The sequence below is a fragment of the Enterococcus saigonensis genome (assembly GCF_011397115.1).
GTDB classification, from domain to species: domain Bacteria; phylum Bacillota; class Bacilli; order Lactobacillales; family Enterococcaceae; genus Enterococcus_C; species Enterococcus_C saigonensis.
In genome coordinates this window covers 1,981,361-2,000,622 of the sequence record NZ_AP022822.1, presented here as the reverse complement: position 1 = coordinate 2,000,622, position 19,262 = coordinate 1,981,361, and the positions used below count along the sequence as shown (strand labels likewise).

Below are 19,262 nucleotides of genomic sequence, written 5' to 3'. Positions count from 1 at the left end.
TAAAAAATCCGTTCTTTTTAGAGCGGTTTTTTTGTTTCTATTCAAATAGACGAAGGTTTGTTATGAACCTACTTTTGCAATCTAACTTTTTGCCAGTTATACTAAGCACAGCTTATACTAAAAATTAGAAACATTTATTGGTAGGAGGGGTAGTTATGATTGCTTTACCGAATCTTTTAACAACAGAAAAATTAGGAAAAGTTATTGGTGAAAGTGCGACTGGTGGCGATGTTATTATTTTGACTGGAGAATTAGGGGCAGGTAAAACGACTATTACTAAAGGAATTGCACAAGGTTTGGGGATAAGTCGAATGGTAAAAAGTCCAACTTATACGATTATTCGAGAATACGAAGATGGGCGTCTGCCACTTTATCACATGGACGTTTATCGTATTGGACAAGATGCTGACGAGTTGGGGCTTGAAGAATATTTTGAAGGCAATGGGTTGTCTATTGTAGAGTGGGGAAAGCTATTGGGCGAAGCTTTACCTGTCGATTATTTAGAATTAAGATTATCGAAAATCACTGAAAACGAATTTGCTCGTCAGGCAGATTTTAAGGCGGTAGGAAGTCAAAGTGAAAAATTTTTAGATCGTATTTTGAAAAATTGGACAATATAGCAATGGAGAATGTGGAAGTAAAAATTCGCCCGACACAACCCAGTGACGCTGCGCAACTCTTACAGGTAATGAGACAAATTGGTAGTGAAACTGATTTTTTGATTATGGATGAGAATGGACTTTCTCTTACCGAAGAACAATTGTCTATGCAACTCGCAGCTTTTTTTAAAAGTCCTAATAATTTATCATTAGTTGCGCTGGTAGATGATGAAATTATTGGCATAGCTTCTGTTTTAGCTGAAGAAAATCCTCGTGTGGCCCATATTGGAGAAGTAGGAATTTCTATTCTAAAAGAATTTTGGGGAATGGGTTTAGGCGCTGCGCTAATGGAAGAAATTATTTTGTGGGCGGAAAGCTCTGGAATCATTCGACGTTTAGAATTAACTGTTCAAACGCGCAACCAAAGAGCGTTGCATCTTTATCAAAAATTTGGTTTTATTATTGAAGGTGAAATAAAAAGAAGTTTTTTAACACCGCAAAATGAGTTTATTCCTGCCTATCTAATGGCATTGTTAATTGATTGAAAACGTTAAAGGAAGCTGTTTGTAAAAGAGACTTCTCCAAGATTAAAGGAAAATCTTGGAGAAGTCTCTTTTTTGTTAATAGCTCATATCTGAATCAATTTCTTTATCTAGTTCATCCAAAGAATCGTATTTTTTTATGCTGGTTTGTTCATCCGTTTGGACCGTTATATCAAGTGTTGCAGTTGCATCTTGACCGATAAGGCGCAGTTTATTTTCACCTGCTTTTATTTTACCCGTAAAGGTGTCGTTTTTTGTTCCATCAAAAATCGTGGTAACGGTCTGTTTTGCATCGACTAAAACCAGTTTTAGTTTACCAGCGGTTGTTTTTACATTGTAAGAAATGGTGATAGTGTCATCTTTTGTAGCAGTTAAAAGCCATAATGTATTAATACCTTCAAATTTTGTTTGCGTTTTTAACGTATGATCATTAAATAGTTCTTCTTTAGTATCATAGAAGTATCATAGAATTTAAAAGAATCTTCTGTTGTAGCAATCTTTTTTTCGTCATTAAAAATATTCGTACTATTTTCTTTAGTATTTTGGCAACCAGCAATAAAAACAAGTGTGAATAAAAGAAACATGACCCCGATAATTTTTTTCATAAATACTCCTCCTAATCCTGGTAAGTATGCGCTACCATTTGTTAGCTGTATCATAGTCGATTTTGCCTAAATATGCTATTTAAAAGTCTTATTAGGATAGTAAAGTGGTATGGTAATAAAATTCGAATTAGTTGTCTTTGAATTTTGAATAAGAGATAATTGGAAAAAATGAGTGGAGGTAGGTTGAGGGGATGAAAAAAAAGAAAATTTTTATTGGATTGTTTGCAATAGTGATTTTTTTAGGACTTCTGTGGGGATTCTTTACAGACAAAGCTAAATATCAACAGATGGTACCAAATCAAAGTAGTATTAAAAAATGGGAAGCTAGTACAGATTCGCTCGTCCAAGAGAAAATGGTGCTCAACGATTTACAAAAACGAAATAAAAGTTTAAAGGGAATACCAATTAAAACTTTTGTTATTCCTGGGATACGGGGAGCTTGGTCATTAGATTACCAAACTAAAAAAGCTTCATTTGGTACAAATTGGGTACCACAAGGATTAACACAATCACAAACTCATTACTACATTAGTGCTTATGACGGTGATCATAAGCGAAATTCGCTAATATTTGTCGTTAATAAGCATTCAATGAAATACTTTAAGACATTAATTTTAAATTCAAAATCTCATGTTGGAGGAATTGTCTATGATGCGCAGTTTAAACGACTGTGGTTTTCTGATGACAAGAAGATTGGTGGCCTATCTTATATTCAAGAGAATGCTGTAAGAAATTATCATGCAAAAGATGTACAAAAACCGATTACATCCAAGCATATTAAACTACCTTGGGCCTCACGAACATCTGGTATTGCAATTCATGACAATCAATTAACAATTGTAAAATACGGACGTGAAGAGTCAGATCGTTCAGTGGTCAGTATAGATCTCAATGCCCAGACTGGTTTACCAGATAAATTTACAAAACAAATGGAAGTAGAGCTAAACGCAGCCAAAAGCTACAAGGAGTTTGTAAATAGAATGATTGAAGAAAAAATAATTAGTTCTATCGCTCCAGGGTGGGATAGAATGCAAGGTATTGCAATTGATAAGACGGGATTAACGGTCTTTTCTCAGTCAAATGGTAATCGTAGTTCAAAAGTAATGATTAAAATGCCAAATGATAAGACTGGAACAAAATTTAACTTCTATTCACCAGAAGAGGGGACAAAAAACTTTGATGCACCACCAGCCATTGAACAAGTATCGCTTAATATTCCACGCAGTGATGAATTTGGAATGATTTTTGAAAGTGGGGCAAAAAAATACCGCGAAAAAGGACTATTTCTTTATCGGCCGACTATCATTGATCGGGTTATCATTTTACCAATCAGTATTGAAGAAGACTAACAAAAAAGGAACTTTGCCAATTCTCTTGGCAAAGTTCCTTTTTTTATCGAATTTATTTTTATTTAATGGTGACTAATTTTTTTAAAGGATCAGTCCCAAAATCGGCTTCTTGGCGTAATAATATCTCCGCACAAGCACGGCTATCTTCAAGGGCATCGTGATGATTTTCTAAAGGAATATCTAGCATTTCACACATGGTGTTTAAACGATGATTGGTAAATTCGGGATATAGTTTTCGGCTTGAACGGGCCGTACATAAAGATAAATAAGGTTGTTTTTCTAAACCGTAGTAATCTAAGCAACCAGCTAAAACACCATTGTCAAAAGGGGCATTATGAGCCACAATCAGACTGTTTTGATTATAGTATTGCGAAATTTGTTCCCAGACAGCAGGAAATTTTGGGGCATCGGCAACGTCTTCAGGGTGAATTCCGTGAATTTGAATATTCCGCCAAAAAAAAGCTGTCTCTGGCTTAATTAACGAATAATACTCACCTACGATTTTACTGTTACGAACCATCACCAAAGCCAAAGAACAGGCACTGTGTTTTTCATGATTTGCTGTTTCAAAATCCATTGCAATAAAATTCATATTGACCGCCCTTTCTTTGTGTAATGTAGCACAAAAAAGACGACAATAGCAAACCTACCCCCGTCTTTTTAAAACAATTTAAAAATTTAAATCCAATTCAACTGGACAATGGTCACTACCAAAAATTTCGGTGTGAATTTTGGCATCGGCCATTTTATCTTTTAAATCAGTAGAGACTACAAAATAGTCAATACGCCAGCCAGCATTATTTTTGCGGGCGTTAAAACGATAACTCCACCAAGAATAAACACCTGTAAGATCAGGGTAGAAGTAACGGAAGCTATCAATAAATCCAGCGTTTAAAAGTTCCGTAAATTTACCGCGCTCTTCATTTGTAAAGCCGGCATTTTTATGATTGGTTTTCCAGTTTTTTAAATCAATATTTTCGTGCGCCACGTTTAAATCGCCGCATAAAATTACAGGTTTAGTTTTATTTAAATTTACTAAGTAGTTACGAAAATCATCTTCCCAGGTCATGCGATAATCTAACCGCTTTAATTCATTTTGAGAGTTAGGGGTATAACAATCTACCAAATAAAATTCGGGGTATTCTAAAGTAATTACGCGGCCTTCTAAATCATGATGATCAATGCCAATTCCATACCTAACATTCATAGCTTCTTTTTTAGCAAAAATAGCTGTACCGGAATAGCCTTTTTTTTCTGCATAATTCCAGTATTCATAATAATTAGGTAAGTCCATTTCAATTTGACCGGCTTGCAATTTGGTTTCTTGCAGACAGAAAAAATCAGCATCTAGTTCTGCGATAACATCCATAAAATTCTTCTTCATTACAGCGCGTAATCCGTTAACATTCCAAGAGACTAATTTCAACATTTGTCCTCCTTTATTAAACTAACATTCTTATTTATTTTAGCGAAAAATGGTGTAAGATGAAAGGAAAGGCAACTAAAGGAAGTGTTTTAATGAGAATTGGTGTAATTGGAATAGGTAATATTGCCCAGAAAGCTTATTTACCAACTTATTTACAAAAGCAAGATGAAGCGGACTTTTATTTTGCAACCCGTAACCAAGAAGTGCGGCGACTATTAAAAACACGTTATCGTTTTCAACATGTTTATCAAAATTTGGCGGAACTAATGACGGAAAAGATTGAGGCGTGTCTGATTCACAGTGCCACAAAAAGTCATTATGATTTGGTCAAAACTTGTTTAGAAAATGGCATTCATGTTTTTATTGACAAACCACTCACAGAAAGTTATCAACAAACCGAAGAATTATACCAGCTAGCAGCAGCTAAAAATTTAATTTTAATGCTCGGTTTCAATCGTCGTTATGCGCCACTTGTAAAACCGTTAAAAGAATTGTCTGATAAAAGGCAGCTGCATTTACAAAAAAATAGAATAGCTGGCAGTGGAACGCCAGAATTTTTAGTTTATGATTTGTTTTTACATTTAGTAGATACAGCAGTCTATTTAATGCCGGGAATACCAAAGCTGATTTATGGCAATTTACAGGTAAATCATAGTAATTTAGAATATGCTACCATGCTGTTAGCCACTGAAACAACTAGTGCCACCTTAACGATGGATTTAAGGAGTGGTGCAAACTACGAACGTTATGAAGTTACAAGCCCAAGTAAAACGTTGATTTTAGAAAATTTGACTGATTTAACAGAACGAAATCAACAAGGAATACACCAATTAAGTGGTAATGATTGGCAAACCACTTTGTCTAAGCGCGGGTTTGAGACGTTGGTAACACAATTTTTAAATGCTCTCACAAGCAAAAAAATCGTGCAGCAAGAAAAAACTTTATTGAGCCATCAATTATGTGCAGCACTTTTAGCAAACTACACCAATTCTGAAGCTTAGGTGGCAAGAATGATCTTGGCGTGCTAAAATAAGTGGGATGTTTTTAAAAGAGAGGAAAATTTTCATGAAAGACGCATTTAAACAGGCTTTTCCTGAAATTAGTATTTTGCTAGATGAACCTTTAATGAATTATACGTTTACCAAGACCGGTGGACCAGCAGATGTTTTAGCTTTTCCAAAAAGCACCGAAGAAACAAAAGCGTTAGTAGATTATTGCCGAGTAAATGACATTCCCTGGCTTGTATTAGGCAATGCGAGTAATTTAATTGTCAGAGATGGGGGAATTCGTGGGTTAGTCATCATGTTAAGTCAGATGACTACAGTTACCGTGTCAGGAACTGTAGTACAAGCACAAGCTGGTGCAAAATTGATTGATACAACCTATGCTGCTTTAAAGGAAAATCTAGCAGGTTTTGAATTTGCTAGTGGGATTCCCGGGAGTATTGGCGGAGCAGTATTTATGAATGCTGGAGCCTATGACGGAGAAATAAAAGACGTATTTGCTAGCTGTGATGTTTTATTTGGTGATGGGACAATCAAGACATTGCATCATGATGACATGAATTTCTCCTATCGTCACAGTGCCGTACAAGATTTGGGAGCAATTATTTTAACCGCGCGTTTTCAATTAGAAGAAGGAAACCATGACATTATTAAGGCTAGGATGGATGAATTGACTGCCTTACGACAAGCTAAGCAACCGTTGGAGTATCCCTCTTGTGGTAGTGTCTTCAAACGACCAGTGGGACATTTTACCGGTAAATTAATTCAAGATGCTGGTTTGCAGGGGATGAAATGGGGTGGTGCCCAAATTTCTGAAAAGCATGCGGGGTTTATCGTAAATATTAATAACGCCACAGCGACAGACTATGTTGAATTGATTGCACACATTCAAAAAACAATCAAAGAAAAATTTGATGTGACTTTGGAAACCGAAGTTCGCATTATTGGTGAAGAAAAATAACCAAAAAAACGTTTAGAATCAGAACAGATTGATTCTAGACGTTTTTTGTTTGGAGTTAGTTAGTTGAGGTTAAAAATTTTTAGTACATTTCAGTACGGTTCTTCTTTGTAAGACGCAATAAAATAGCACATACTGCTGCGGTTACTACACCAGCTACAATTGATTCGGGAATTCCTTGTGTAAAAATAACTGTTAAAATGGCTCCGTATAAAAATTCATGATTTTGACCACTTTGACTAACATAAGTCCCGTAACTTTCTTGGAATAGTAAATAGATAAAGTTCATTACCAATAAGGTATTGGTGAGTCCGCCACTGATACCTGCGATAAATAACGCTACACTGTCTGCTTTATTTTTTAACAATCGGCGCCCATATTTATAAACAAAGAAGGGAACGATACCAATTAAAATGCGAGGAATGATGGCGACAAGCAATGCTTTCCAATCGCCATGATTAGTGCCGATAACATTAATAAAAGGAGAGAAAACAAAGGACAATGGATTGGGTCTCGTAGTAGAGTTATAGACACTCATAAGCCCCATTGAAAAACCAAGAAAAGCTCCTAAACGTGGTCCTAAAATAATAGAACCAATAATAACTGGCACATGTAAAATCGTTGCGTTTAATGGGCCAATGGGAATAAATCCTAAAAAAGGCACGAGACTCATTAAAATCATGATGCCCAAAAAAAGTGCTGTTAAAACAAGATCGAAAGTTTTACTGTTTTTCATCATAGACTCCTTTGGCTTAGTGTAGCTTCTACCGCTTGAATAATGGTTGCATTGGTAGCCAATGCCCCACGACCAAAATCGCCGCAAGCTAGTAAAGCTTCACGAGGTTCTATTTCTTTATAGCCGAACTCTTTTAATCTAACAAGATTTTTTTGTGTTACAGGATTTTGATACATATACGTATTCATCGCCGGCGCAATTAATTTTGGTACGTCAGTTTTAAGGGCCATCGCAACGGTCGTCACCATGTCATCGGCGATACCACTAGCAAGTTTACCAATAATATTGGCTGTTGCCGGTGCAATTAACAATAAATCTGCCTGTTTAGCAAGTTCAATGTGATTGACTAAATCTGCTCGGTGCTCCACCATGACATCTATGTGAACCGGACGCTTTGATAAGGTTTGTAAAGTTAATGGGGTAATAAATTTAGTACTGTTTTGAGTCATTAAAACATCGACAGCATAACCACGTTTTGTTAATTCATTAGCTAAATCAGCAGCTTTATACGCGGATATGCTAGCTGAAACACCAAGTAAAATATGTTTTTGATGCATGATAGTGGCTCCTTTTTAAAATTTAGTTGCAGTTATAATAGTTGTTTTAATCAAGTCCGCAATTTCATTTTTAGTAGTGGCTTCTTTATAGCTACCATCTTTAGCAATTAAGTAGCCGTGATGCTTAGTCGTTCCAACTTCTATTAAATCGTTGGCGAGGATGAAATCGGCACTATTTTGCTTGATACTTTTCATTGCAACATCAAACAGTTCACTAAAGCTAACATCAACAAGTAATTTAAAACCAACTAGTAGTGTGGATGGCTGCAATTTTTTTATCAGGTGAATAATTTTTGGGTTTTTCTTTAGAACTAAAAATAAATGATCTGTATCAGAAGAAATCTTTTTGTCAGAGATTTCCTGTTTCTTAAGTTCTGATAACCAATTTTGCAATTCATCTAAAGAAAGTGTTTTAGCATCACTTTGTGTGATTAAATGATTGAAAGCTGTTTGTAATTGCGCTTCAGATAAGCTTGTAGCTGGAGTGAAATCACTAACTGCCATGCTATGAATAACAGCATCATAACGGTTTGTTGTTAGTAGGTGAGTTAAAGTTTCTGCCAAATCTTTTGTGTCAGAGATAAAATGCAGCGTAATATTTTCCCCTTCAGGTTTTTGGGCATTTTTGGTTGTAACATAGTCAATCGTTGCAAAGTTACTAGTAAAAGCATTGGCAATAGCAACTCCTAGACGACCACTTGAATGATTGGTAATAGAACGGACATCATCGATTTTTTCAGATGTTCCACCAGCAGTAATCAAAATGCGCATAATAAACTCCTTTACATCGAAATAATACTGCGACCTTCGTGGGTACCGGTCAACAATGATTGCGTAATAGTTTCTACATCTTTTAGCGGAGCTTCTTGAACTTTCAATTGGGAAGTGATTTTCCAGTCAGAAGCCAATAAGTTCCAAATTTTTTGTCGCATAGCCATTGGTTGATTGACTGAATCAATACCAAAAACTTGAATGCCTCGTAAGATAAAAGGTAAAACCGTTGTATTAAGTTTAATACCACTTGCATTACCACATAAAGCTGCGACACCCTCATAGTGAAGTTGTGGTAATAAAGCAGCCAGAAGTTCACCGCCAATGGTATCGATAATACCAGAAAATTGTTGTTTTGCTAAAGGACGTATTGTTTCAGGGATTAAAGTGTCAGGAGTGACAATTTCTGTGGCACCGAGCTCTTTTAACCATTTTGTTGCAGTGTTTTTTCTACTAACGGCAACAATTTTTTTGTAACCTAACTTGTGTAATAATGCAATTGCAATGCTACCGACACCACCAGATGCACCACTTACGAGTACTTGTTCATCTTTGGCGATATGTTCATGGATTTTGGCTACGGCTAATGCTGCTGTAAATCCCGCTGTACCATAAATCATGCTTTCTTTTAAAGTTAAACCAGCTGGCAGTGGAACTAACCAGTCTGCTGCGATGCTTTGATACTCGCTTAACCCACCAGGGCTAGATACACCTAAGCCATAACCAGTTGCAAGAACTTCATCCCCTTTTACAAAGCGAGGATCGTTACTTTTAACTACAGTTCCAGCTAAGTCAATACCTAAAGTGAGGGGATAACTACGGACAACACCAGTTTTGGCTTGGGTTGCAAGCGCATCTTTAAAATTTAAGGAAGAGTAAGCAACTTTAACGATAACCCCTTTTGTACTAAGGCTATCAAAATTCTGATCAACTAAAGTAGCGTGTACTTGCCCGTCTTTTTCACTAACGACAAATGCTTGAAATTTTTCTGTCATGATGACCTCCAATTTTATCTAATGTAAAAAGCAATTTGATTTAAAATTTGGAAAATAAATTAATCAAATTTGATTGTATAAAGAAGCGTTTGACTTCACCATTTTCATTATCATACCACAAATAAGTAAATTACTAGTTCAGTTTTTCTCGCTTTCTCTAATGAAACTATCTGTGCTTATTAAGGTGTAAAAAGCATTGCATTTTAAACAATAAAATAAACAAGAAGAGGATGATTGTGAATAGTTATTGTAATACATTTTGGCAAGTTTTTGCTATGATTTAATTAGGTCTTGTTTTTTGTCAATTTATCAGTATTCTTAATGAGTATGACCAAAAATTTTGCAGTGTAAAAGGGGGAGAAAAAGTGGCTAAATCCATCATCTCATTTAAAAATGTGACGAAACGTTACGACGATGAAGATACGGTATTGAAAAATGTCAGTTTTGAGATCGAGGAGGGCAAGTTTTATACCCTTTTAGGGCCTTCTGGTTGTGGTAAAACGACAATCTTACGGATTATTGCTGGCTTTTTAGATGCTACTGAAGGAGAGATATTTTTTGATGGGCAAAAAATTAATGATGTGCCAGCCAATCAACGGCAAGTAAATACAGTCTTTCAAGACTATGCTTTATTTCCGCATATGAATGTTTTTGATAATGTTGCCTTTGGACTAAAAATAAAAAAAGTATCAAAAAATCAAATTGAAAAACGGGTCATGGAAGCCTTGCGCCTTGTCCAATTAAAAGGATATGAAAAACGAGAAATTAGAGAAATGTCTGGCGGTCAAAGACAGCGGGTAGCTATTGCAAGAGCTATCGTTAACGAACCAAAAGTGCTATTGCTCGATGAACCACTATCAGCTTTGGATTTAAAGTTACGAACAGATATGCAGTATGAATTACGAGAATTACAGCAACGCTTAGGTATTACTTTTATTTTTGTTACGCACGACCAAGAAGAAGCTTTGGCGATGAGTGATGAAATCTTTGTTATGAATCGTGGTAAAATTGTCCAAAGTGGGACACCGGTAGATATTTATGATGAGCCTATTAATCATTTTGTCGCAGATTTCGTAGGTGAAAGTAATATTGTAGCAGGAACGATGATTGAAGATAATTTGGTAGAATTTGTAGGTAAAAAATTTGAATGTGTTGACAGTGGTATGCGACCAAATGAACCAGTAGAAGTCGTGCTGCGACCAGAAGATTTGTCTTTAACTTCAGTGGAAAAAGGGAAACTCATTGTTAAAGTTGACACGCAATTATTCCGCGGGGTGCACTATGAAATTATCTGCTATGACGAACAGGCAAATGAATGGATGGTTCACTCTACGAAAAAAGCTGTAGAGGGAAGCCAGATTGGACTGTATTTTGAACCTGAAGATATTCATGTCATGCGTTTTAATGAGTCTGAAGCTGACTTTGATGCCCGGTTGGAAAGTTATGATGAGTAGGGGGGAAGACAGTGACTAAATTAAGACGCTTTTATTCCGTACCTTATTACATCTGGTTGTTATTATTTGTTATTGCACCAGTCTTATTGATTATTTATCAATCTTTTTTTGATATGAACGGGAATTTTTCCTTTGTAAATTATGAAACCTATTTTGGTTCTGGTAAATATTTGACAATGACACTTAACTCCGTGTGGTATGCATTTTTGATTACAGGCTTTACCTTGTTGATTAGCTATCCTGCAGCATATTTTTTAACCAAATTGCAACACAAAGATCTCTGGTTGTTGTTAATTATTCTACCTACGTGGATCAATTTATTGTTAAAGGCTTATGCTTTTATTGGAATTTTTGGTGTCCATGGTGGTATCAATAATTTTTTAAGCTTGTTTGGTATTGGGCCTGCACAGATTCTATTTACAGATTTCAGTTTTTTAGTGGTTGCTACTTATATTGAGTTGCCATTTATGATTTTACCGATTTTTAATGCTTTAGAAGAAATTAACCCATCTCTGGTTTTTGCCAGTCGCGATTTGGGAGCTAATAATTTTGAGACGTTTCGTCGGGTTATCTTACCTCTTTCCATGAATGGCGTTAAAAGTGGTGTTCAAGCTGTCTTTATTCCTTCTTTATCTCTCTTCATGTTAACGCGTTTAATTGGCGGAAATCGCGTAATTACGCTAGGGACAGCTATTGAACAACATTTTCTTGTTACTCAAAACTGGGGTATGGGCTCAACAATTGGTGTAATTTTGATCATAGCAATGTTTATTGTGATGAGTTTAACGGGTGAAAAACGTAAAGGAGGGGTGAAGAAATGAAAAAATTCCGTTGGTCGAACCTTTACTTGATTTTTGTTTTTGTCATTTTGTACATCCCAATTTTTTATTTGATTTTTTACTCGTTTAATGCTGGTGAAACCATGAATAGTTTTACCGGGTTTAGCTTACAGCACTATCAGGCTGTTTTTGAAGACACTCGTCTAATTATTATTGTTTTAAATACATTTATGTTAGCTTTCTTATCTGCATTACTGGCAACTTTGATTGGCTCGTTTGGTGCATTAGGAATTTATTACACAAAAAAAAGACGTTGGCGCAATGCTTTTTTAAGCGCGAATAATATTTTGTTGGTTTCGCCAGATGTTATTATCGGGGCTAGTTTTTTGATTTTATTTACGTTATTAGGAAATATTTTTAAAAGCTTTAGTTTGGGATTTGTTAGCGTATTGCTTTCACATATCGCTTTTTCAATCCCAATTGTTGTGTTGATGGTATTGCCAAAATTAAAAGAAATGAATGATTCAATGGTGGATGCTGCACGAGATCTGGGGGCAAACAATATACAAGTAATGCAAAATATTATTTTACCCTATTTATCACCTGGCATTATCGCAGGGTATTTCATGGCGTTTACGTATTCACTAGATGACTTTGCCGTAACTTTTTTTGTGACAGGCAATGGTTTTACTACACTTTCAGTGGAAATTTATTCGCGGGCAAGACAAGGAATCAGCTTGGAAATCAACGCTTTAAGTACGTTGGTATTCATTTTTTCAATGATTTTGGTTATAGGTTATTATTTTATTAGTAAAGATAATCGTTCTAAAAAGGTGAAAAACCGCCGCAAGAAAGTGGAGGTGCCAGAATTACGATGAAAAAATTGCAGTCTTTGTTGATAGGTATTATTGCGGTTATTTTAGTTTTAGTATTTGCTGTTAATCGCTTAGAACATTCGAGTGGCGTGGCTGGAGCAAAAGTATTAAATATATACAATTGGGGCGATTATATTGATCCTGATTTGTTGAAAAAATTTGAAAAAGAAACTGGCTATAAAGTAAACTATGAGACTTTTGATTCAAATGAAGCCATGTTTACCAAAATTCAGCAAGGTGGAACACCATACGATATTACTATTCCCAGTGAATATATGATTCAAAAGATGATTCAAGAAAATTTGGTTTTACCATTGGATCATAGCAAAATTAAAGGATTAAATAATATTCATGAAGATTTTTTAAACCAAAGTTTTGATCCACACAATAAGTATTCAATTCCTTATTTTTGGGGAACATTGGGAATTGTTTACAATGATAAGTTTGCAAAAGCCGATGAATTGAAGTATTGGCAGGATTTATGGAATGATAAATTTCGTGATAATATTATGATGATTGATGGCGCCAGAGAAGTCATCGGTCTAGGTTTGAATAGTTTGGGGTATTCTTTAAACAGTAAAAATGATGAACAGCTTAACCAAGCAGTTGCGAAACTAAAAGAATTAACCCCTAATATCAAAGCCATTGTGGCCGATGAAATTAAAATTTATATGGCTAATGAAGAGAGCATGGTTGCTGTAACATTTTCCGGGGAAGCTGCGGACATGATGGCAGAAAATGAACATCTTCATTATGTAATTCCAGCAGAAGGATCGAACTTATGGTTTGATAATATCGTAATTCCAAAAACTGCTAAAAATAAAGCGGGCGCTTACGATTTTATCAACTTTATGTTGCGTCCAGAAAATGCAGCGAAGAATGCAGAATACATTGGTTATGCTACTCCTAATAAAGAAGCTATGAAACGTTTACCTAGATCGATTACCGGTGATAAGCAATTTTATCCCACTGATGAAATGCTGTCTCATTTAGAAGTCTACCAAGATTTAGGTAAAGAATATTTGGGGATTTATAATGATTTATTCTTGGAACTTAAGATGTACAGGAGATAATGGTAAAACTCAGTAAGAATGGGGATTTATCAACGTTCTAAAGAGCTAAAAATCGTCCTTTTTCTATCTGAGTTTTCCAATTTTCTACCAAAAGCGGCTGAAAAGCCGCTTTTTTTGTGTTATTTTATTTTTTCTACCACGTTTTTCTACCAGAGAAAAGTGGACAAAACCATTGTAAAATAGGGCCCGAGACGGGCTAGTAAATCTAAGATTAAAAAAGTTACAGAAGGATAAAGTAATTGGAAACTATGCAAATATACTTAACCCTTCTGTAATCTATTAATAAAACTAATATATGAATCCAGTTCAATATTGGGAGCGTCAATAATTTTGTGTAAATGATTCTTCCCTACTGCAGATTGTTTCTAATTCTCAATCAGTTGGCTTAGCATTTGTTCAAGTTCGCCTTCGGCCTGTTGAAAGCCTTTATGACTGCGACCTAGGAATTTTTGGTTGTAAGTATCAAAAGACGAGACTAAGAAACGTTCCATCGACTCTTCGTTTTGGAACTGTTCCTTGCGGTGGCTGTATTTCTTGATTTGCTTATTAAAGGATTCAATCAAGTTCGTAGAATAAATACTCTTGCGTATGGCCAAGGGGAAATCATAGAAAGTGAGCAAGTGATCGTTCGAAAGAATCGATTCAACCACTTTTGGATAGCTGGTTTTCCATTTTTCCGCAAAAGCACCACGTGCTTCCAACGCCACCTCTTTAGATGAGGCTTGATACACCATTTTAAAATCATCACAGACTTCCTTACGATCATCGACACGCACTTTGTGACTGATATTACGGGAAACGTGTACACAACAATGTTGAAAACGAGCTTTGGGATAGAACCGACTAATCGCTCCTACCATCCCCTTTAAGCCATCCGTGATGAACAGGAGGACATTTTTCAAACCGCGCTCTTGAAGGTCCAATAAAATTTCATCCCAAATCGTGATGGATTCAGTCGGTGCAATCGCATAGCTCAATACTTCCTTTGATCCGTCCGGGCGAATGCCAACTGCGATATGAATAGCTTCCTTGGCGACGGTTTTCCGCTTTAACGGAATATACGTTGCGTCCATATAAATAGCAGCATAACGGTCATGAAGCTCCCGCCCTTTAAACGCCGTTACCTCTTCTGTAAATGATTTTGTTATATTGGACATGGTTTGGGGCGTGTAGTAATGCCCATACATTTTCTCAATCAAGTCTGCGATTTCCGACATGGTAATACCTTTTCGGAAGAGGTGAATGACGGTCTCCTCTAACGTGTCATTCGTCCGTCTATAAGCAGGAACAGTCTGTTGCTTGAACTCACCATTGCGGTCGCGCGGAATCTGGAGATGAAGTTCCCCATACTCGGTCTTGACCGTACGGTCATAGGAGCCGTTACGAGAATTACCCGTGTTAAAACCAATGCGATCATACTTTTCGTAATCTAGGAAAGCCGTTAACTCCGTTTTGAGAAGCGTATTGACTGCTTTCTCCAAATGGACACGGAATAATTCATTCAAATCGCCTTTGTTCGCTAGAGTCTTTAGAATTTCTGTAGTAAAATCGTTCATAGGGAAGTCCTCTCTTCTGTGAATGTGTTGTGGTAACTCTATTCTACAGAAGGGACTTCCTTTTTTCTATTTACACAAAATATTTTACACTCTCTCAATATTTGTAGCTATGAAAAAACATAAAAATCATATTAGATAAAAACTAAATTGGTAGATAAATTATTTTGTCAGATATCTGAGGCAAATATTCGACTATTTGTGTTTCAAAGTAAAAATTGGAATACAAATATAGAATAGACATATTGCAGCCGACAGTTTATTATGCTTTTAGACACATTAAACTGGAGGAAAAAATGAAAAAGAGCGCTAAAGATCGAGTTTTTGATGAGCTGATACGACTAACAGGGAATATGTCTTCTGTCACTGCCGAGAAAATTTCGAAGAATCTAGGTATCTCTCGTCAGAATGCCAGCCATTATTTGACGAGATTAGTGGAAGATAAAAAGGTCGAGAAATTACCGGGAAAGCCTGTTTTGTGGAAGCCTTTAGATGAATATGCGGTTGTAGATAATACGGAGCAAATAAACGAAGCCTTTCATTCTGTAGTTGGTCATGACGGAAGTCTGAGAGAGGTCATTCAAAAATGTATAGCCGCTGTCAAATATCCGCCTAACGGACTCAGTGTATTAATAAATGGAGCCACGGGTGTTGGAAAAAGTTTTTTAGCCACAAAAATTTTTGAATACGCTATCCATGAGCAAATTATTGAAGAAGATGCACCATTTGCTATCTTAAACTGTGCCGATTATGCGGACAATCCCGAACTGCTTTCGGCAACACTGTTTGGATACAAGAAGGGGGCCTTTACGGGGGCTGAAAAGGATACCAATGGTTTATTGGCAACGGCCAACAACGGCTATCTTTTTCTCGATGAGGTCCATCGCTTATCGAAAGAAAATCAAGAAAAGCTCTTTCTATTTATTGATACTGGAAACTATCGTCCAGTCGGTGAAAATGTAAATTGGCATTCTGCTAAGGTTCGTTTTATTTTCGCCACGACGGAAAAAGGTGAAGATTATTTATTAGACACCTTTGATCGGCGTATTCAAATTAGTGTTATGTTGCCAACTTTTGAAGATCGCCCTATTCGAGAACGATTAGAGCTGATTCAATTATTTTTTCAAAATGAAGCGGATGTTTTACAAAAAGATATTATTGTTTCAAGAGAAGCCTTGTCTTTAATGTTATCTCATCCCTTTAGTGGGAATATTGGTAAGCTGAAGAATATCATTAAAATCAGTTGTGCGGATGTGTATAGTCGAACACAAGAAGAACCATTAACGATTGGGAAAAATGAGATCTTGATTCAGTTAAATATGCTGGAATCCGAGATAGAAAGCTTGCCGATTGCTAGTTTATTGATAAAGAAAAATCAAAAGATAAAAACGGATCGAATCAAACCGTTTGATTATGATTCGATTTTGGAAAAAATTACTCAGTTGATAAATGAAGGTAATTTCAATGAAAATTTTTCTTCGATAAAGAATGAAGTACAGCATTTGGTGCATCACATTGATAAGGATTCTTTTTTATCAATGAGTAGAAAATTGATGATTCAGATGTTTAGAAAGGTCTGGGTATCCGTTTTAGGAAAAACGTACGGATTGACGACGAGTGGACCTGTTGCAGAAATTATTAGCAGATCCTATGTCATTTCCCCAAGCTATAAGACAGACTTAACCGGGATAAATCGTACATTAGCTGCAAATCTACCTCGGACGACTTACTTATGTAATCAGTTCTTGGAGCATTTACCACCGCTCTCAGAAAAGGACGAGAACTTTCTAAGACTGCTTATTGTCGTGACTTTATCTGATTATGTAGATGAATCCATCGAGCTGAAGGGCCTGTTGCTTGCTCACGGAGATAGTACGGCTAGCAGCATTCAAGCAGTAGTGAATCAATTATGCGGCAATTATGTTTTTGAAGCGTTGGATATGCCAGTAGAGAGTAATGTGTCAGAGATTGTCGAATCGACAAGGAATTTTGTGAAAAGGCAAGTGAATACAGATAGTCTAGTGCTGATCGTAGATATGGGCTCTTTAAATCAAATTTACACACAGATCAAGAACGATTTAAAAGGGGAGTTACTTCTTCTGAATAATTTGACGACTTCCATTGCACTTGATATTGGCTTGAAGATGACGATGAATGCGCCATTTAAACAGATTGCGGAGGATGCAGCAGACAAGTATTCAATCAATGTTCAATACTTTGAAGGCTTTTCTCAAAGTAGCAACATTATCATTTCCTGTATGTCGGGTTTGGGGATTTCGGACAAATTGAAAGATGTTTTTCGTCATCATTTATCGGATGAATCCATCGAAGTTTTCACGAAGGACTACAGAGAACTACGTGAATTAATCGACCAAAATGATGAAACTTATTTTGACAAGACAAAATTGGTCATCACGACTTCGGATCTTCCACGTTCCTTTTCAATTCCTAATATTAATGTTTATGACATCTTAGACGGTGATGGAGCAGCCAATTTGAAGCATATTTTGAGTCCTGAAATGAAGCCGGCAGAATTTAACCGCTTGATTCAGGAGCTAGTAAAATTCTTTTCGTTGGAAGGAATTGCGGACCGTTTGAACTTTCTGAACCCAACGATCGTGATGAGTGAAGTGGAAACAGTCATTTCTAAATATGAAAATTACTATCATTTCACTTTAAATGGCCGTGTAAAACTAAATCTCTATATGCATACGGCATTGATGATGGAACGTTTATTCTTGGCTCGGACAGAAAAATCTGAAGAACCGAATTATGATTTGAAACCAGATGAAGATGAGTTTTATTATGTTTCTAGAAGTATTTTTCAATCAATGGAGATGAAATATAATTTTAAAGTCAATGCTTATGAGCTTTCGCTGCTCTATGAATTATTAGGACCGTATATTCAAAAATAAAGTGTCTAAAAAAGTGTCTAATCTGTTTTTTTTAGGTTAGACACTTTTTTTAATGTGAATTAACGTGATTAAACCAATGTTTTTAAAAGTTGGCACAGGAATTGCTTATATAAAAGTGAACAGAAAGAAAGGAATTAACCATATGAAGAAAATTCTAATAGCGACTCACGGTCACTTAGCTTCAGGCTTTCTTAGCAGTATTCAATTACTGACGGGGAAGGTTCAAGAGATTACGGTGATTAATGCTTATGTGGATGAGTGTGATTTTGAACAGGAGTTGAATGTATTTGTAAACCAGGTGAATGAGCAGGATCAGATTTTTGTTTTTACCGATTTATTTGGCGGAAGTGTCAATCAGAAGATTACCAAAACCTTTTTGGAGAAAGAGATTGCTGTAACTATTTTGTCTGGCTTTAATCTGCCAATTCTGCTCGAAATAGTATTGGCAACCAAGGAATTAACAAAGGAGGATATTCAGGAACTGGTAAATAAATGCCAACAGGAATTAAAGATGACCATTCTTGATGAGGTACATGTAGTAAATGAAGAGGAAGATTTTTTTTAGGAGGAAGAAAAATGATTAAAGCAGTGCGAATTGATGAACGATTAATTCATGGACAAGTAGCGATGACTTGGACAAAGAGTCTAAATTTAACCGGGTTAGTAGTAGCAAGCGATGAGGCGGCTACCAACGATATTCAAAAGATGACATTGAAGATGGCTGCACCATCGAATGTCAAAGTCATTATTAAAACAGTTGATGACGCGATTCATTTGTTAAAAGATCCGCGGGCGAAGGACATGCGCTTGATGGTTTTAGTCCCTAATGTCAAAGATGCGGTAAAAGTTGCGAAAGCTTTCCCAACGGAAATCGAATTAATGAACGTGGGGAATGCTGGGAAAATGACACCGCCATCGGAAGATAAGAAAACCTTATCAAAGGAAGTGATGTTAACGACGTCAGAAATTCAAGACTTAAAAGAATTAGTTGAACTTTATCCAGATACCGTTTTTCAGCCTACACCGGCGATGGAAAAACGTTCAGCTATCTCTATTTTGAGTGATTTTTAG

20 protein-coding genes are annotated in these 19,262 nt (G+C 36.2%); 12 read left to right on the top strand and 8 right to left on the bottom strand.

The genetic code is table 11. The features are described 5' to 3' along the window. The first annotated feature begins 155 nt into the window (after positions 1-155). Positions 156-620 (top strand): tRNA (adenosine(37)-N6)-threonylcarbamoyltransferase complex ATPase subunit type 1 TsaE, encoded by a 465-nt coding sequence (tsaE, locus tag EsVE80_RS09500; protein WP_173103488.1) that lies wholly within the window; start codon positions 156-158, stop codon positions 618-620. A gap of 2 nt (positions 621-622) precedes the next feature. Then, the gene (locus EsVE80_RS09495) at positions 623-1,144 is read left to right on the top strand and encodes a GNAT family N-acetyltransferase (RefSeq protein WP_173103487.1); all 522 of its coding nucleotides are present in this window, start codon (positions 623-625) and stop codon (positions 1,142-1,144) included. Between the two features lie 413 nt (positions 1,145-1,557). On the opposite strand, the gene EsVE80_RS09490 is transcribed toward EsVE80_RS09495, so the two are convergent. Continuing rightward, positions 1,558-1,746 carry a lipoprotein gene (locus EsVE80_RS09490; RefSeq protein WP_173103486.1) on the bottom strand — a complete coding sequence of 63 codons (189 nt, stop codon included), beginning with the start codon at positions 1,744-1,746 and terminating at the stop codon, positions 1,558-1,560. Between the two features lie 191 nt (positions 1,747-1,937). On the opposite strand from EsVE80_RS09490, the gene EsVE80_RS09485 reads away from it, so the two are divergent. Beyond that, positions 1,938-3,095: a hypothetical protein gene (locus tag EsVE80_RS09485; protein ID WP_173103485.1), complete on the top strand. Its 1,158-nt coding sequence runs from the start codon at positions 1,938-1,940 to the stop codon at positions 3,093-3,095. 58 nt (positions 3,096-3,153) lie between these two features. On the opposite strand, the gene EsVE80_RS09480 is transcribed toward EsVE80_RS09485, so the two are convergent. Continuing rightward, on the bottom strand, positions 3,154-3,687 hold the full coding sequence (locus EsVE80_RS09480; protein ID WP_173103484.1) for a 3'-5' exonuclease: 534 nt from the start codon (positions 3,685-3,687) through the stop codon (positions 3,154-3,156). 78 nt (positions 3,688-3,765) lie between these two features. Next, positions 3,766-4,521 (bottom strand): exodeoxyribonuclease III, encoded by a 756-nt coding sequence (locus tag EsVE80_RS09475; protein WP_173104182.1) that lies wholly within the window; start codon positions 4,519-4,521, stop codon positions 3,766-3,768. A gap of 92 nt (positions 4,522-4,613) precedes the next feature. Between EsVE80_RS09475 and EsVE80_RS09470 the strand changes: the two genes are divergently transcribed. Next, positions 4,614-5,522, top strand: a complete 909-nt coding sequence (locus EsVE80_RS09470; protein ID WP_173103483.1) for a Gfo/Idh/MocA family protein — start codon at positions 4,614-4,616, stop codon at positions 5,520-5,522. A gap of 64 nt (positions 5,523-5,586) precedes the next feature. After that, complete coding sequence (gene murB / locus EsVE80_RS09465; RefSeq protein WP_173103482.1) at positions 5,587-6,486, top strand: UDP-N-acetylmuramate dehydrogenase; 900 nt, start codon at positions 5,587-5,589, stop codon at positions 6,484-6,486. A gap of 79 nt (positions 6,487-6,565) precedes the next feature. Here the strand turns inward: murB and EsVE80_RS09460 are convergent, their stop codons facing one another. From EsVE80_RS09460 to EsVE80_RS09445, 4 genes are read right to left on the bottom strand one after another with little or no spacing between them, the layout of a single operon-like run. Next, positions 6,566-7,219, bottom strand: a complete 654-nt coding sequence (locus EsVE80_RS09460) for an ECF transporter S component (protein ID WP_173103481.1) — start codon at positions 7,217-7,219, stop codon at positions 6,566-6,568. Then, on the bottom strand, positions 7,219-7,776 hold the full coding sequence (gene coaC / locus EsVE80_RS09455; RefSeq protein ID WP_173103480.1) for a phosphopantothenoylcysteine decarboxylase: 558 nt from the start codon (positions 7,774-7,776) through the stop codon (positions 7,219-7,221). The genes EsVE80_RS09460 and coaC overlap by 1 nt, the downstream gene beginning before the upstream one ends. Before the next feature lie 15 nt (positions 7,777-7,791). Continuing rightward, on the bottom strand, positions 7,792-8,547 hold the full coding sequence (gene coaB / locus EsVE80_RS09450; RefSeq protein ID WP_173103479.1) for a phosphopantothenate--cysteine ligase: 756 nt from the start codon (positions 8,545-8,547) through the stop codon (positions 7,792-7,794). Between the two features lie 11 nt (positions 8,548-8,558). Then, positions 8,559-9,542: a YhdH/YhfP family quinone oxidoreductase gene (locus EsVE80_RS09445; RefSeq protein WP_173103478.1), complete on the bottom strand. Its 984-nt coding sequence runs from the start codon at positions 9,540-9,542 to the stop codon at positions 8,559-8,561. A 365-nt stretch (positions 9,543-9,907) separates the two neighbouring features. On the opposite strand from EsVE80_RS09445, the gene EsVE80_RS09440 reads away from it, so the two are divergent. The 4 genes from EsVE80_RS09440 to EsVE80_RS09425 are packed head-to-tail and all read left to right on the top strand — an operon-like array spanning position 9,908 to position 13,723. After that, positions 9,908-10,996 (top strand): ABC transporter ATP-binding protein, encoded by a 1,089-nt coding sequence (locus EsVE80_RS09440; RefSeq protein ID WP_173103477.1) that lies wholly within the window; start codon positions 9,908-9,910, stop codon positions 10,994-10,996. A gap of 11 nt (positions 10,997-11,007) precedes the next feature. Continuing rightward, on the top strand, positions 11,008-11,817 hold the full coding sequence (locus tag EsVE80_RS09435; protein ID WP_173103476.1) for an ABC transporter permease: 810 nt from the start codon (positions 11,008-11,010) through the stop codon (positions 11,815-11,817). Next, a complete protein-coding gene (locus tag EsVE80_RS09430; protein WP_173103475.1) occupies positions 11,814-12,653 on the top strand; it encodes an ABC transporter permease in 840 nt (279 codons plus the stop codon). The genes EsVE80_RS09435 and EsVE80_RS09430 overlap by 4 nt, the downstream gene beginning before the upstream one ends. Continuing rightward, positions 12,650-13,723, top strand: a complete 1,074-nt coding sequence (locus EsVE80_RS09425; protein ID WP_173103474.1) for an ABC transporter substrate-binding protein — start codon at positions 12,650-12,652, stop codon at positions 13,721-13,723. Before EsVE80_RS09430 ends, EsVE80_RS09425 begins: the two co-directional genes overlap by 4 nt. A 365-nt stretch (positions 13,724-14,088) precedes the next feature. On the opposite strand, the gene EsVE80_RS09420 is transcribed toward EsVE80_RS09425, so the two are convergent. After that, positions 14,089-15,279 (bottom strand): IS256-like element ISLgar5 family transposase, encoded by a 1,191-nt coding sequence (locus EsVE80_RS09420; RefSeq protein ID WP_173103267.1) that lies wholly within the window; start codon positions 15,277-15,279, stop codon positions 14,089-14,091. A gap of 215 nt (positions 15,280-15,494) precedes the next feature. On the opposite strand from EsVE80_RS09420, the gene EsVE80_RS09415 reads away from it, so the two are divergent. The 3 genes from EsVE80_RS09415 (at position 15,495) to EsVE80_RS09405 (ending at position 19,262) form a co-directional block, all read left to right on the top strand. Next, positions 15,495-18,191, top strand: a complete 2,697-nt coding sequence (locus EsVE80_RS09415) for a sigma 54-interacting transcriptional regulator (protein ID WP_173103473.1) — start codon at positions 15,495-15,497, stop codon at positions 18,189-18,191. Between the two features lie 64 nt (positions 18,192-18,255). Continuing rightward, positions 18,256-18,756, top strand: a complete 501-nt coding sequence (locus tag EsVE80_RS09410; protein ID WP_256664972.1) for a PTS sugar transporter subunit IIA — start codon at positions 18,256-18,258, stop codon at positions 18,754-18,756. Between the two features lie 11 nt (positions 18,757-18,767). Further along, complete coding sequence (locus EsVE80_RS09405; protein ID WP_002287026.1) at positions 18,768-19,262, top strand: PTS sugar transporter subunit IIB; 495 nt, start codon at positions 18,768-18,770, stop codon at positions 19,260-19,262.

Bases quoted from the DNA above. Each gene is read 5' to 3' on its own strand.
- EsVE80_RS09425 (WP_173103474.1), top strand. From the start codon at position 12,650: ATGAAAAAATTGCAGTCTTTGTTGATAGGTATTATTGCGGTTATTTTA.
- EsVE80_RS09445 (WP_173103478.1), bottom strand. From the start codon at position 9,542: ATGACAGAAAAATTTCAAGCATTTGTCGTTAGTGAAAAAGACGGGCAA.
- EsVE80_RS09460 (WP_173103481.1), bottom strand. From the start codon at position 7,219: ATGAAAAACAGTAAAACTTTCGATCTTGTTTTAACAGCACTTTTTTTG.
- EsVE80_RS09495 (WP_173103487.1), top strand. From the start codon at position 623: ATGGAGAATGTGGAAGTAAAAATTCGCCCGACACAACCCAGTGACGCT.
- EsVE80_RS09420 (WP_173103267.1), bottom strand. From the start codon at position 15,279: ATGAACGATTTTACTACAGAAATTCTAAAGACTCTAGCGAACAAAGGC.
- EsVE80_RS09430 (WP_173103475.1), top strand. From the start codon at position 11,814: ATGAAAAAATTCCGTTGGTCGAACCTTTACTTGATTTTTGTTTTTGTC.
- EsVE80_RS09480 (WP_173103484.1), bottom strand. From the start codon at position 3,687: ATGAATTTTATTGCAATGGATTTTGAAACAGCAAATCATGAAAAACAC.
- coaB (WP_173103479.1), bottom strand. From the start codon at position 8,547: ATGCGCATTTTGATTACTGCTGGTGGAACATCTGAAAAAATCGATGAT.
- murB (WP_173103482.1), top strand. From the start codon at position 5,587: ATGAAAGACGCATTTAAACAGGCTTTTCCTGAAATTAGTATTTTGCTA.
- EsVE80_RS09485 (WP_173103485.1), top strand. From the start codon at position 1,938: ATGAAAAAAAAGAAAATTTTTATTGGATTGTTTGCAATAGTGATTTTT.
- coaC (WP_173103480.1), bottom strand. From the start codon at position 7,776: ATGCATCAAAAACATATTTTACTTGGTGTTTCAGCTAGCATATCCGCG.
- EsVE80_RS09470 (WP_173103483.1), top strand. From the start codon at position 4,614: ATGAGAATTGGTGTAATTGGAATAGGTAATATTGCCCAGAAAGCTTAT.
- EsVE80_RS09490 (WP_173103486.1), bottom strand. From the start codon at position 1,746: ATGAAAAAAATTATCGGGGTCATGTTTCTTTTATTCACACTTGTTTTT.
- tsaE (WP_173103488.1), top strand. From the start codon at position 156: ATGATTGCTTTACCGAATCTTTTAACAACAGAAAAATTAGGAAAAGTT.
- EsVE80_RS09405 (WP_002287026.1), top strand. From the start codon at position 18,768: ATGATTAAAGCAGTGCGAATTGATGAACGATTAATTCATGGACAAGTA.